The organism is Streptomyces sp. NPDC005808, from assembly GCF_042871385.1.
Taxonomy (GTDB): Bacteria; Actinomycetota; Actinomycetes; order Streptomycetales; family Streptomycetaceae; genus Streptomyces.
This window is the reverse complement of the sequence record NZ_JBIAIK010000003.1, coordinates 69,755-82,403: the sequence shown is the minus strand read 5'-3', so window position 1 is coordinate 82,403 and position 12,649 is coordinate 69,755. Positions and strand designations below refer to the sequence as shown.

Genomic DNA, 12,649 nt, shown 5'->3' with positions numbered 1-12,649 from the left:
CACATGTCGTTCACCTATGCGATTTCCGAAGGACGGCTCGTGGGGCGGGTGCGCAACACGGAACGGCGGTGGCCCGTCCGGTTCTCACCGGGCGGGCCACCGCCGTTCTTCCGCCTCGTGACAAGGCGCCCTCAGTCCCGCGAGGGAGTCGCTCCGTCCCGCGAAGGACGCGCTCAGTCCTCCGTGAGCGCCGACACCGTCGGCTGTTCCTGCTGCTCCGCCGCCGCTGTCTTCTTCGACGCCGCCTTCTTGGTGGTCGTCTTCTTCGCGGCGGTCTTCTTCGCGACTGTCTTCTTGGCCGCCGCCTTCTTGGTGACGGCCTTCTTCGCCGTCGCCTTCTTGGCGGTCTTGCGGGCGGCCGCGTTCGTGGCCGGAGCCTCCGCGTCGGCCTCGGCCGTCTCGGTCACCGTCTCCACGGAGACCGACGGGACGACCACGACGGCCGCCTCCTCGGACGCGGTGGGCGCGGTGGCCTTGCGGACGGCGCGACGGCGCGGGCGGGCCGGAGCGCCGCTCTCGACGGGCGCCTCGGCGGCCTGCTCCGCGGCGGGCTCGGGCTTCGGCTCCTCCGCGACAGGCGCCACGACCGGCTCCGCGACTGTCACCACGGTCTCTTCCGCCACCTTCGGCGAACCGGCCGGCGCCGACACCTTCCGGGTCGCACGACGCCGCGTACGGCCCTTGGGAGCGGCCTCGTCCTCCTGCTGTACGGCGGCGACGGGAGCCGGAGCCGACTCAGTCACCTCCTGGACAGCCGGAGCCTCGACGACCGGAGCGTGCGCGCCCGGCGCCTCGACAACCGGGTCCTCGATCGCGACGGGCTCGGCCTCGGCGGCGTCGCGGGACTTGGGCGCCCGCTCCTCACGCCGGCCCCGGGGGGTCCGCTCCTCGCCCCTGGGCGCACCCGCGGGAGCCGACGCGCGCCGGGTCGCCCGGCGACGCGGACGCCCACGGGAAGCCGCGGCCTCCGCCTCGGCGGCGCTGCTGTACAGGTCCTCGTCGGGTACGAACTCCGACGGGGCAGCCTGGGCGAACGGGACGGGCGCGGCGACCTCGGCAGCCAGTTCGGCCTCGGTCTCGACCTCGTCCAGCGCCTCGGCCTCGGCGGTCTCCGTGGTCAGGACGTCGTGGTCGTGCTCGTGGGTGTGCTCCTGCTCGGAACCGCCCCGGCCGCGCTTCTTGCGCTTGCCGCCGCCTCCGACGGAGGTCGGCTGCTCCATGTGCACGATGACACCGCGGCCGTTGCAGTGCACGCAGGTCTCGGAGAAGGACTCCAGCAGACCCTGTCCGACGCGCTTGCGCGTCATCTGGACCAGGCCCAGCGAGGTCACCTCCGCCACCTGGTGCTTCGTACGGTCGCGTCCCAGGCACTCGAGGAGGCGCCGCAGCACCAGGTCCCTGTTGGACTCCAGGACCATGTCGATGAAGTCGATGACGACGATGCCGCCCAGGTCGCGCAGCCGCAGCTGGCGCACGATCTCCTCGGCCGCCTCCAGGTTGTTCCTGGTCACGGTCTCTTCGAGGTTGCCGCCCTGACCGGTGAACTTGCCGGTGTTGACGTCGACCACGACCATCGCCTCGGTCTTGTCGATCACCAGCGAACCGCCGCTGGGCAGCCAGACCTTGCGGTCCAGCGCCTTCATCAACTGCTCGTCGATCCGGTACGTCGCGAAGACGTCGACCTCGGATGTCCACTTCGACAGGCGGTCGGTCAGGTCGGGCGCGACATGGGCGACGTACCCGTGGATGGTCTCCCAGGCGTCCTCGCCGCTGACGATGACCTTGGTGAAGTCCTCGTTGAAGATGTCGCGGACGACACGGACGGTCATGTCCGGCTCGCCGTACAGCAGCGTCGGCGCGTTCGAGGCGCCGCCGCTCTTCGACTTCTTCTGGATGTCCTCCCACTGCCCCTGCAGCCGCTCGACGTCACGGCGCAGTTCGTCCTCGCTCGCGCCCTCGGCGGCGGTGCGCACGATGACGCCCGCGTCCTCGGGGACGATCTTCTTGAGGATGGTCTTCAGACGCGCGCGCTCGGTGTCGGGCAGCTTGCGGCTGATGCCGGTCATCGAGCCCTCGGGCACGTAGACCAGGTAGCGGCCGGGGAGGGACACCTGGCTGGTGAGGCGGGCGCCCTTGTGGCCGATCGGGTCCTTGGTGACCTGCACGAGCACCGACTGACCGGACTTCAGCGCGCTCTCGATACGACGCGGCCCGTTGGCCATGCCGAGCGCCTCGAAGTTGACCTCACCGGCGTAGAGCACGGCGTTGCGGCCCTTGCCGATGTCGATGAAGGCGGCCTCCATCGAGGGCAGGACGTTCTGCACCTTGCCGAGGTAGACATTGCCGACGTACGAGGTCGACTGCTCCTTGTTGACGTAGTGCTCGACGAGCACGTTGTCCTCAAGGACACCGATCTGGGTGCGCTCGCCGCTCTGACGGACGACCATCACACGCTCGACGGCCTCACGGCGGGCCAGGAACTCGGCCTCGGTGATGATCGGAACGCGGCGGCGGCCCTGCTCGCGCCCTTCACGGCGACGCTGCTTCTTGGCTTCGAGGCGGGTCGAGCCCTTGATGGACTGCACCTCGTCCGTGCCATCGCCGGACCGCTCGTCCCTCTTGCTGCTGCGGGGCTCGCGGACCTTGACGACGGTGCGCTCGGGGTCGCTCCCGGCGGGCTCGGCATCGGTGCCCGAGTCCCCGGCGCGACGGCGACGGCGCCGACGGCGACGGCTGCTGGTGGAGCCGGAACCGCCCGCCTCGTCGCGCTCGTCGCCCTCCTCGGCGTCGTCCTCGATCTGCTCGGCGGTGTCCTCGGCGTCCTGCGCGACCTGCTCGGCGGCGTAGTCGTCGTCGCCGGACTCGCCGTCCGACTCGGCGGACTCGCCGCGACGACGGCGACGGCCACCGCGGCGACGACGGCGGCGCGAGCCCGCGGACTCCTCGTCACCCTCATCACCGTCGACGGTGTCCTCGGCGGACTCGGCGTCCTCGGGCTCCTCGGGCTCCTCCACCTCGTCGATGACGGGCTCCGGGGCCGCGGGCTCCTCCTCGACGGCCCGGCGGCGACGGCGCCGACGCGACCCTGTCTCCTCCTCGACGGCCTCAGGGGCTGCGACGGCCTCGCGAGCCTGCGGAGCCGCGGCGGCCCGGCGCGGCTGCCGAGCCACGGGGGCCTCGACGAGCTCGGGGACCTCCTCGACGTCCTCCGCCGCCTCGGCGGCAGCCGCGGCAGCGGCCCGCTCCGGCGTCTGGAACATCGGCTCGGTGAACACGGGCGCCTGGAACACGGCGACGGCCGGACGCGCCGGCTTGCGCGCCGACTCGGCTTCCTTCGGCGCGGGCGCGGAGAAACCGACGGCGGCCTTGCGGGTGGCGCGACGGCGGCCACGACGCGGGGCTTCGTCCTCGGCCTGCGCGGGCTCGGCCTGCGTGAACTCGGCCTGTGCGGGCTCCTCGGACTGGGTCTCGCTTGTCACGGGCGCCTCCACACGCTCGTCGCCGGTGCCGCCCTCGGGCGTACCGGCAGGTGCGGAGACGCGCCGGGTGGCGCGACGTCGGGTCGTACGACGGGGGGCGGCTTCCTCGGCGACGGGAGCGGTCTCCGCGTCCTCGGGCTCGGCGACGGCAGCCACCGGCTCCTCGACGGCCTCAGCAACGGTGACCGGCTCTTCGACGGTCGGGCCCGCCTGTACAGGCTCGGCCTGTACGGGCTCGGCCGCCCGGGGAGCGCCGGTGGGCGCGGAGGCGCGGCGGGTCGCACGGCGACGCGGACGGCCGGCGGAGACGGGTTCTTCAGGTTCCACTGCGGCAGCAGGGGTCTCGGCGGGCACGGCCTCGGCCGTCACCGCGGGCACCACGGTCTCGGCCACCTCAGCGGCCCCAGCCGTCTCCGCGGCACCGGCGGGTGCGGACACCCGACGGGTGGCACGACGACGGGCACGACGCGGCGCGGCGTCGTCGACGGCGGTTTCAGCCACCGCCACCGCCTCATCGGTCTCTTCAACCGTTTCAGCCACTGCTGTCTCGTCCGCCTCCTCCACGAGGTCGGCGGACGCCACGGCCGGTATGGCCGGCGCGGTGGTCTCGGCCGCGGCTTCGGCGGCGCCCGTGGGCGGGCCGGCGGGGCGCGAAGCTGCGCGGCGGCGACGCCGCGGCGGCAGGGTGTCGCTGGGGGTGTCGTTGTTGTCGGAACCCTCGATGGGTTCGGTCGGTTCGAGCATGCGGGTGGATCTCCCGTCAGGCTCCCGGGCGCCGCACCTGGTCCGGCGATGCCGGTGACGTCCGCGGCTCGCGCGATGCGCGGTGCCGCCGTCCGGGGCGCGGGCGCCGCACGGGAGCTCTCTGTGTCCTGTCTCGCCGGTTCCGTACGCCATGTGTGCGTACGGCCTGGCGAAAGTCTTGTGGTCGGTGCGCTGCCCGACCCAGGTGGCTCCCGAGTACGAGGGCGGCGCTACGACATCTGTCCTTACGCGGTACCTACCGGCACCGGCGCCTTCGCGGCGGCGGTTTCGGCGACCCCGGTGCGATCGGCTGGGGCTGCCGTGACTGCCTCGCGGTCGGGCGCGAGCGGGTCGGTCACCGTGCCGGTCTCTTCATCGAACAGCCCCTGCGCCAGCCTGGTCACCGAAGCGGCGACCGGCGGCGCCAGGTCGGCCACGGCGCGAAGACCGGACAGGACGTCGTCGGGTCGAACGGCAGGCGTCACGTGCCGAACAACCAGCCGCAGTATCGCACAGGCCCGGTCGCTCGGCCTATCAGCCTGTGGACTGTTCGTCCCACTGGCTGTCTCGCCGCTTGTCTCTCTGCTCGCTTCAGGGCTTGTTGCACTGCTCGCATCAAGGCTTGTGGCACTGCTCGCACCGAGGCTTGCTGCACTGCTCGCTTCAAGGCTTGCCACGGCGGCTCGGGCGTCGAACGTCCGGATGCCGTTCTTGGCTTTGCGCTGCACCTCGACGACATCCGCCGCCTTGAAGGCCTCGACCGCACGCTCCGCGTCCGCCGGGTCCACGCCATCGAGGCGCAGCTCCCAGATGGAGGCGGTGAGCCGGTCGGCGAGCCCGGACGTCCGGGCCTCGACCGCCTCGATGATGTCGAGCCCGGCAGGCATCGACTCGTCGAGAAGATCGCGCAGCTTGTCCGGGTCACGCACCGCGGTGAGCGCGATCTCCAGGTACTCCGCCTCACTGCCCGTGCCGGTGGGTGCGGCATTGGCGTACGACACCTTGGGATGCGGCGTGAACCCCGCCGAGTACGCCATCGGAACCTCGGCACGGCGCAACGCACGCTCGAAGGCGCGCTGGAAGTCACGGTGGCTGGTGAACCGGAGGCGGCCGCGCTTGGTGTAGCGCAGTCGGATGCGCTGCACCGCGGGTGCGGGCGGCGGGCCTTCGGGCTGTCGCTTGCCCAGTGTCGTTCAGTCCTTCGTGAGAGCGGTCTTACTCCTACCTAGAGTACGTGTCTCGTCGGCTCCCGGTTCCCGCAGGGAGCCGGCGAGAGGGGCGGGCGAGGGCTCCAGCGGCACCGGCACGGGCTCCAGGGGCGTCCCGAAAAGCATCCGCCGGAGGTCGGCACGGGCCTGCCGGGCGGACTCCCGGGCGGCGGCGAGGGCCTGCCGTGTCCCCCGCCCCACACTGCGCGCGGCCTCGGCGGCGGGCCGCAGGACCGTGTCACGGACGGCACGCCCGACGGGCGTCAGGACGGTCTGGTACACCCATCTAACCGGCTCCACGAAGATCCACCGGAAAAGTCGCGCGAGAAACCTCCCGACAACGAGCGAGAGGTGACCGGCGACGCGCCAGGCGTGCCCGAGCGCCGTACCGACCTCCCGCCCGACGACGGCCAGGACGCGCCCGACCGGCACGAGCACCCACCGCCACACGGCCAGCGCGGGCAGCACCAGCAGCACGCGCAAGGTCCAGTAACACGCGATCCCGATGCCGGTGAAGATCATCCGTACGAGCCACCCGAGCCCCCGTACGGCCCAGGCGATCCCCCTCCCGACGGGCGCGAGGATCCCCTCGTACAGCCATATGCCCGGTACGACGAGCAGATGGCGGACCAGCCACACGACGACGGCGTACAGCCCGGTCCCGACAGCCGCGAGTACCGTCCCCACGCCCTTGCCCAGCCAGGCGATGGCATGCCCGACGGGCGTGAGTACCCACACGTACATCCAGCCGATCCCGGCGCCGATCCCCCGCACCACCCATCCGATGCCGGACGCGATTCCCCGCATCACCCAGCCGATCCCGGCCCCGATCCCCCGGGCCGCCCAGGCGACCGCATGCCCGATCGGCGTCAGCACGGTCCGGTAGAGCCACACCAGCGGCACCACGACCAGGACGTACCCGAGCCACCCGACCGCTTTCGCGAGCGGCACGACGACATACCGCCACACCGTCACGCACGGCCAGACGAACACCGCCCACGCCACCCAGGCCAGCGCCCGCCCCACCGGCCGCAGCGCGTAGTCCCGCAGAAACCGGCCACCGACGACCAGTGCGTCCCACACCATCCGCACCGGCAGAACCAGCACGAGCACCACGATCCGCACCGGGATGCGGATCGCGACCGCGAGGCATCCCTCGGCCTGCGTCTGCGGTACGGGCCGCTCAACGGGCGTTTTCTCCAGATCCATACCGAGGTAGACGCGCCGGCCCCCCGACTGGATGCACTCAAGGCAGATGTTCACTCAACGCGCCGACTGACCGGAGTCCTTCTGGGCTGCGACAGTTGCGACGGCGCTCGCGTACACGGCAGCGGATGTCCCCGATCATCCGCTGGATCCTCTGGCCAAACCACCACACCGACGACCGGTGCCTACCAGCCGTGGTCACCGAGGTCACCGAGGTCACCGGGGTCACCATCTCCTGATGCGGACCGGGTTGCCGTCACGACAGATGCCAGGTCTGCGCCGGCCCGGAGTAGCGCCACGGTCCGTATGGCGATCTGGTCAAGACGCTGCCGCAGGATGCGTTGGGTCTCTCCCCGGCCGTCGAGCCTGGCCAGGGAGTCCATGATCTCGCGTACTGCGGGAATGCCGTACCCGGTGCCGCGAAGGGCCACAACGATACGGGCCGCTCCGACGGCTGAAGCCCCGTAGCGACGTGCTCGCAGTGATGTCACCCGCTCGGGGCTGACAAGCCCTTCCTGCTCCCAGAACCGCAGGGTCGAGGGACGTACGCCGAGCGCGGCAGCGAGTTCTGTGATCGTCATCGCGTCACTCTCCTGCTCGAACTCGGTTGTGTTCGCCTCGGCCCCGATCACGCGCAACGCTTGTTGAGCGCGCAGAGCCTCCTCTCGTTCCCGAGCGAGCCGAACGTGAGCCGCGTTGATCACTGCGGCTGCCTCCGCCGGCGTCCCCGTCCGCAGCTCCGCGAACATCTGCCGGGCCGCGACAGGCCCCACAGCACCTGCGAGCCCTCGATAGGCGCGAAGAGCCTGCACGTGAAGCGGCGTGTAGCAACGGTAACCGTTGCTGGATCGAGCGGCTGAGGGAATGACTCCCAACCGCTCGAGGTCGCGAACCTGTTGCACCGAGTACCCGGACTCCCTGGCGACATCGACGGTTCGGAGCGGTACCCGTGGCGAACCGCTCACCAGCTCTCCCATCCGCCAACCCCACATAAGCACTTGAAGGTGATGCTTGAACCATGAGTATGGAACAGATCATCGCGACCGTGCGAGCCTTCACCGGCGCGCTCGTGGTTGTCCCGGAACCGGGCAGCAGCTTCCCCGAGTTCGCCTGGGGGGACGCGTTCTTCTACTACGCCCCGGACGGACAGATGCCTCAGAACATCCAGCCCTACGGGACGATCGTCACCAAGAACCAGCCCGGCGACGCCGTCTCCGACCTTGATCCCCCAGACCGCTGGCGTGTGAACATCCACGTCGACCGTGCGACGTTCCGGGAACTCACGGAGGAGGACCCGCGAGCCCTCACCCGAGCTCGCGATTACACGGCCGCCGACACTGTGATGCCGCACCCGGTGTACGGAGCGCTCAGCTGGATCTCCGTCGTCAATCCTGGCGACAGGACGACCGACACGGCCATGCAGCTTCTGCGCGGCGCCCACGACGCCGCTCGCGGCCGTTTCGCCCGGCGACACGAACGGGGAAGGTCGCCGGGGAATGACTGACGCGGTCCCGGATGAAGCGGATTGAGAGCGGGCGTTGCACTCACCCGAGCGAGAGCATTGCTCGCCTCAGCTCCCCCAGGGCTCGACGCCGTCTCCGCGACCGTCAACGGCAGCAGCTTCCTGCCCGTGGGCCTTGTACCGTGGGCCTTGTAGTTCGCTCGCTCTGCCGCGAGCCGTCGCTGTCCTCGTTCCCCCATGACATCAAGGCTGAGCGCACCGCAACCGACGTTGCTCTGTTGGACGAACGGAAGCGAGCCGAGGTCCGGTTACCCGAGGACGCGCACTGGGCTCGGCGTAAGGCGCTTCGAGGACACTCCGCCCGGTACGCGGTGCGCTGCCTGAAGCGGTCCGGCCTCATGAGTCAGGGCCTCACCGTCGCAACGCTCCATCGCCGGCTCCGCAACCCCGCGCTCCTCGGCTACCGAGTAAGAGGACAAGCAGGGAGGGCAACGGCGCTCGAAGCCGATCCTCGGCAAGGACGGCAACCCTGTTCACGAAGTAGCAGGCAGAGGCGACTGTCGGCAAGCTCATCGGGGAGCTGGCCAGCACTGGGATGATGACGGATGACTGACCGAAGCGAGGGGGTATTCGCTGGAAGACCGAGTATCCCAGCTGACAGGCTCTGGCCATGAGTCTCCGGCCCAACGGCGTATGCGACCCCTCTTGGCTGGGCAAGCCGATCGATACTCGCCCGCTGTTCGGGCCAGAGCTGGCGTCGCTCCTCGACGTGCTACGCGCTCTGCGGCGCAATGAGTGGAGCAAGGCCGCAGTCCCGGGCTGGACCGTGCAGGATATTGCCGCCCACATCCTCGGCGACTACCACGGCCGTCTCGGCTGGAGCACAGAGAGCCACCAGCGCGCCAGGGCGGCCGGAGAGACGCTGGAAGCATTCATCCACCGAGTCAACCAGGAATGGATAGACCTCTACGCCGATCACAGCCCCGCCGAGCTCATCGAAGCCCTGGAACTGGCCGGGACCCAGGTCACCCGTCAATTCGAGGGCACCGACCTCCACGCAACGGGCCTGGGGGTGTCCTGGGCAGGAATCGATCCGGCGCCCAAGTGGCTGGACATCGCCCGGGAGTTCACCGAGTACTGGACCCACCGCCAGCAGATCCGCCAGGCCACCGGCCAGAACACCGACCCAGAGCCCAACGCTCTGTCCGCGGTCCTGGACACCTTCATGAGGGCATTGCCCCACACGCTGCGTGACACGCCCGCGCCCGCCGGGACGCAGCTCCAGGTGACCATCGATGAGCCAGCCATCGGCACCTGGACCGTGACCGCCACCGCGGACCGCTGGTCACTGACCGATACGCCCACCGGCCGGCCGACCGCAACAGTACGGCTGGACCCAGAGACCGCCTGGCGACTCTGCACCCGCAGCATCGACCCCGGCACTGCCCTCGACCGAGCCCGCATCAGCGGAGAGCGCCGGCTCGCCGAAGCCGCCTGCCAGATAGTGTCCATCGTCTACTGATGAACCCCGCTCCTGCGCTGTGACCCGAGGTACAACGGCTAACCCAACACGCTCAGTTGTCAGTGAGCGATAGGAGGAGTCGCAGAGGCACCCGTCAGCCCGCGAACCGGATCACCTTCGTCACCTTGCACGCCACCTTCTGAGTGACCTGGTCCAAGCCGAGAACCGAGGTCTTCACCTTCTGGTCAGGCGCAACTGTCAAGGACAGAGTCGCGCCCTCAGCCAAACGCGTTCCATTCGATGCAGTGAACTCAACGCTCACGCTGTACGTCGAAGCCTTCGAGCTGCGGTTGCGGATCTCAAGCCCGGCCGAAGGAAACCGAGTTACCGGATCGACCGTGCATGACGTGACCTTCACATCGGCCGACGGGGGGTTCGCCGGCGGATCCTTCGGGTCGTTGACCGCGTCCCCCAACCCGATCACCAGCACAACAACAACGATGACGACCACAACAGCCAAGGCCCCCGCGCACCCCCAGAGACAGCCCCGCCCCCGGCGCCTCTTCTGCGGTGGCCACGCAGGAGAAGCCCATCCCCCGGAACGAGTTTGGTCGTCGTCCGGACTCCCCCACCGAGGACCATTCGCCGGCGGCCCATTCGAAGGCGGCTCACTCCCTGACATGGCTGCCTCCTCCGTAGCGGATATCGCCACGTTAGGAAGCCAGGGAGCACCCCGCGAACTGAGAGAGCCACTCAGGCGACGGCCCTCGCGTACGAGCCCCTCGCGAGATCTCAGTCCCTCAGACCCACGCCACCTCGGATTCGACAGCAAGAGCCCTCAGGCAACGGCAGAAGCGTTCTCGGCGCCTCCCGCACGATTCCCCGCCGCTCGCTCCGAGCGCTGAGGGCCCGGGCCCTCAGGACAGTAGCCACCTCTTCCTCGCCACCATCCCCCAGAGCCTCCACGACCCGCCGCAACCCCCCACTCACCTCAGTGAGCGTGTCCGCCCCCCGCAGCGCCATTGACCGTCAACGGCAGCAACTTCCTGCCCGTCGGCCCGATCTGAATCGTCGTGTCCATGGCGGGGCACACCCCACAGTCGAAGCAAGGCGTCCACCGGCAGTCCTCGACCTCCGTCTCGTCGAGGGAGTCCTGCCAGTCCTCCCAGAGCCAGTCCTTGTCGAGGCCGGAGTCGAGGTGGTCCCAGGGGAGGACCTCCTCGTAGGTGCGCTCGCGGGTGGTGTACCAGTCGACGTCCACGCCGAAGGCAGGGAGGGTCTTCTCGGCGCAGGCCATCCAGCGGTCGTAGGAGAAGTACTCGCGCCAGCCGTCGAAGCGGCCGCCGTCCTCGTAGACCGCGCGGATCACGGCGCCGATGCGGCGGTCGCCGCGGGAGAGCAGGCCCTCCACGATGCCGGGCTTGCCGTCGTGGTAGCGGAAGCCGATGGAACGGCCGTACTTCTTGTCGCCGCGGATCTTGTCGCGGAGTTTGGTGAGGCGGGCGTCCGTCTCCTCGGCGGAGAGCTGCGGTGCCCACTGGAACGGGGTGTGCGGCTTCGGTACGAAGCCGCCGATGGACACCGTGCAGCGGATGTCGTTCTGGCCGGAGACCTTGCGGCCCTCGGCGATGACGTTCATCGCCATGTCGGCGATCTGGAGGACGTCCTCGTCCGTCTCCGTCGGCAGGCCGCACATGAAGTACAGCTTCACCTGGCGCCAGCCGTTGCCGTACGCCGTGGAGACCGTCCGGATCAGGTCCTCCTCGGAGACCATCTTGTTGATGACCTTGCGCATGCGTTCCGAGCCGCCTTCGGGGGCGAAGGTGAGGCCCGACCTGCGCCCGTTGCGCGTCAGCTCGTTCGCCAGGTCCACGTTGAAGGCGTCCACGCGGGTGGAGGGGAGGGAGAGGCCGATCTTGTCCTCCTCGTACCGGTCCGCCAGGCCCTTCGCGATGTCGGCGATCTCCGAGTGGTCCGCGGAGGAGAGGGAGAGGAGGCCCACCTCCTCGAAGCCGGTCGCCTTCAGGCCTTTCTCCACCATGTCGCCGATGCCCGTGATCGAGCGTTCGCGCACCGGGCGGGTGATCATGCCCGCCTGGCAGAACCGGCAGCCTCGCGTGCAGCCGCGGAAGATCTCCACCGACATCCGCTCGTGGACCGTCTCCGCGAGCGGGACGAGCGGCTGCTTGGGATACGGCCACTCGTCGAGGTCCATGACCGTGTGCTTGCTGATCCGCCACGGGACGCCCGACTTGTTCGGTACGACGCGCGCGATACGTCCGTCGGCGAGGTACTCAACGTCGTAGAACGCCGGGATGTACACCGATCCGGTCTTCGCGAGGCGGAACAGGACCTCCTCGCGGCCACCGGGCCGGCCCTCCGCCTTCCACGCGCGGATGATGTCCGTCATGTCGAGCACGGCCTGCTCGCCGTCGCCGATGATCACCGCGTCGATGAAGTCGGCGATCGGCTCGGGGTTGAAGGCCGCGTGGCCGCCGGCCAGCACGATCGGGTCGTCCAACCCCCGGTCCTTCGATTCCAGCGGGATCCCCGCCAGGTCCAGCGCCGTCAGCATGTTCGTGTAGCCCAGCTCCGTCGAGAAGCTGAGCCCGAACACGTCGAAGGCCTTCACCGGCCGGTGGCTGTCCACCGTGAACTGCGGGACCCGGTGCTCCCGCATCAGCTCCTCCAGGTCCGGCCACACGCTGTAGGTACGCTCGGCGAGCACGCCCTCGCGCTCGTTCAGTACCTCGTAAAGGATCATGACGCCCTGGTTGGGCAGCCCCACCTCGTACGCGTCGGGGTACATGAGCGCCCAGCGGACGTCACAGGCGTCCCAGGGCTTGACCGTGGAGTTGAGCTCCCCGCCGACGTACTGGATCGGCTTCTGCACATGCGGGAGCAGAGCTTCGAGCTGCGGGAAGACCGATTCGGCTGGCATCTGGCGAACCTTCGTGAGCTGAGTGGGCCTACAGGGCGGACTGAGAGGGTGAGCTGACAAAGTCGGCTGACAGAGTGGCTGACAAGGGTGGCCATCCAGACTAACGCGGCCTGCACGGCCCCCCGCACCGCTCTGTCCACCGCCCGG

At 69.7% G+C, this 12,649-nt stretch carries 8 protein-coding genes and 1 pseudogene; 3 read left to right on the top strand and 6 right to left on the bottom strand.

What is annotated here, in order from left to right; genetic code table 11:
• Positions 1 to 173: 173 nt before the first annotated feature.
• The 4 genes from ACFYPC_RS07365 to ACFYPC_RS07350 all read right to left on the bottom strand — a co-directional run bounded on the left by ACFYPC_RS07365 (position 174) and on the right by ACFYPC_RS07350 (position 7,614).
• Positions 174 to 4,223: an Rne/Rng family ribonuclease gene (locus ACFYPC_RS07365; protein ID WP_388672240.1), complete on the bottom strand. Its 4,050-nt coding sequence runs from the start codon at positions 4,221 to 4,223 to the stop codon at positions 174 to 176.
• A gap of 245 nt (positions 4,224 to 4,468) precedes the next feature.
• Positions 4,469 to 5,368 (bottom strand): TIGR03936 family radical SAM-associated protein, encoded by a 900-nt coding sequence (locus ACFYPC_RS07360; protein WP_388672237.1) that lies wholly within the window; start codon positions 5,366 to 5,368, stop codon positions 4,469 to 4,471.
• A 48-nt stretch (positions 5,369 to 5,416) separates the two neighbouring features.
• Positions 5,417 to 6,640: a hypothetical protein gene (locus ACFYPC_RS07355; protein ID WP_388672234.1), complete on the bottom strand. Its 1,224-nt coding sequence runs from the start codon at positions 6,638 to 6,640 to the stop codon at positions 5,417 to 5,419.
• Between the two features lie 182 nt (positions 6,641 to 6,822).
• A complete protein-coding gene (locus ACFYPC_RS07350; RefSeq protein WP_388672231.1) occupies positions 6,823 to 7,614 on the bottom strand; it encodes a MerR family transcriptional regulator in 792 nt (263 codons plus the stop codon).
• Between the two features lie 47 nt (positions 7,615 to 7,661).
• On the opposite strand from ACFYPC_RS07350, the gene ACFYPC_RS07345 reads away from it, so the two are divergent.
• The 3 genes and pseudogenes from ACFYPC_RS07345 (at position 7,662) to ACFYPC_RS07335 (ending at position 9,621) form a co-directional block, all read left to right on the top strand.
• Positions 7,662 to 8,141: a DUF6194 family protein gene (locus tag ACFYPC_RS07345; protein WP_388673374.1), complete on the top strand. Its 480-nt coding sequence runs from the start codon at positions 7,662 to 7,664 to the stop codon at positions 8,139 to 8,141.
• 281 nt (positions 8,142 to 8,422) lie between these two features.
• Positions 8,423 to 8,633, top strand: a pseudogene (locus tag ACFYPC_RS07340) (recombinase family protein); the annotation flags it as partial.
• A 136-nt stretch (positions 8,634 to 8,769) separates the two neighbouring features.
• The gene (locus ACFYPC_RS07335) at positions 8,770 to 9,621 is read left to right on the top strand and encodes a maleylpyruvate isomerase family mycothiol-dependent enzyme (RefSeq protein WP_388672228.1); all 852 of its coding nucleotides are present in this window, start codon (positions 8,770 to 8,772) and stop codon (positions 9,619 to 9,621) included.
• A 94-nt stretch (positions 9,622 to 9,715) separates the two neighbouring features.
• On the opposite strand, the gene ACFYPC_RS07330 is transcribed toward ACFYPC_RS07335, so the two are convergent.
• Positions 9,716 to 10,081, bottom strand: coding sequence for a hypothetical protein (locus ACFYPC_RS07330; RefSeq protein WP_388672225.1), 366 nt, complete (start codon positions 10,079 to 10,081; stop codon positions 9,716 to 9,718).
• 471 nt (positions 10,082 to 10,552) lie between these two features.
• Complete coding sequence (locus tag ACFYPC_RS07325; RefSeq protein ID WP_388672222.1) at positions 10,553 to 12,502, bottom strand: TIGR03960 family B12-binding radical SAM protein; 1,950 nt, start codon at positions 12,500 to 12,502, stop codon at positions 10,553 to 10,555.
• Between the last annotated feature and the right edge of the window lie 147 nt (positions 12,503 to 12,649).

What these genes read in the sequence shown, in the direction of transcription:
- ACFYPC_RS07350 (WP_388672231.1), bottom strand. Translation starts at nt 7,614, where the DNA reads ATGGGAGAGCTGGTGAGCGGTTCGCCACGGGTACCGCTCCGAACCGTC.
- ACFYPC_RS07355 (WP_388672234.1), bottom strand. Translation starts at nt 6,640, where the DNA reads ATGGATCTGGAGAAAACGCCCGTTGAGCGGCCCGTACCGCAGACGCAG.
- ACFYPC_RS07325 (WP_388672222.1), bottom strand. Translation starts at nt 12,502, where the DNA reads ATGCCAGCCGAATCGGTCTTCCCGCAGCTCGAAGCTCTGCTCCCGCAT.
- ACFYPC_RS07335 (WP_388672228.1), top strand. Translation starts at nt 8,770, where the DNA reads ATGAGTCTCCGGCCCAACGGCGTATGCGACCCCTCTTGGCTGGGCAAG.
- ACFYPC_RS07365 (WP_388672240.1), bottom strand. Translation starts at nt 4,223, where the DNA reads ATGCTCGAACCGACCGAACCCATCGAGGGTTCCGACAACAACGACACC.
- ACFYPC_RS07345 (WP_388673374.1), top strand. Translation starts at nt 7,662, where the DNA reads ATGGAACAGATCATCGCGACCGTGCGAGCCTTCACCGGCGCGCTCGTG.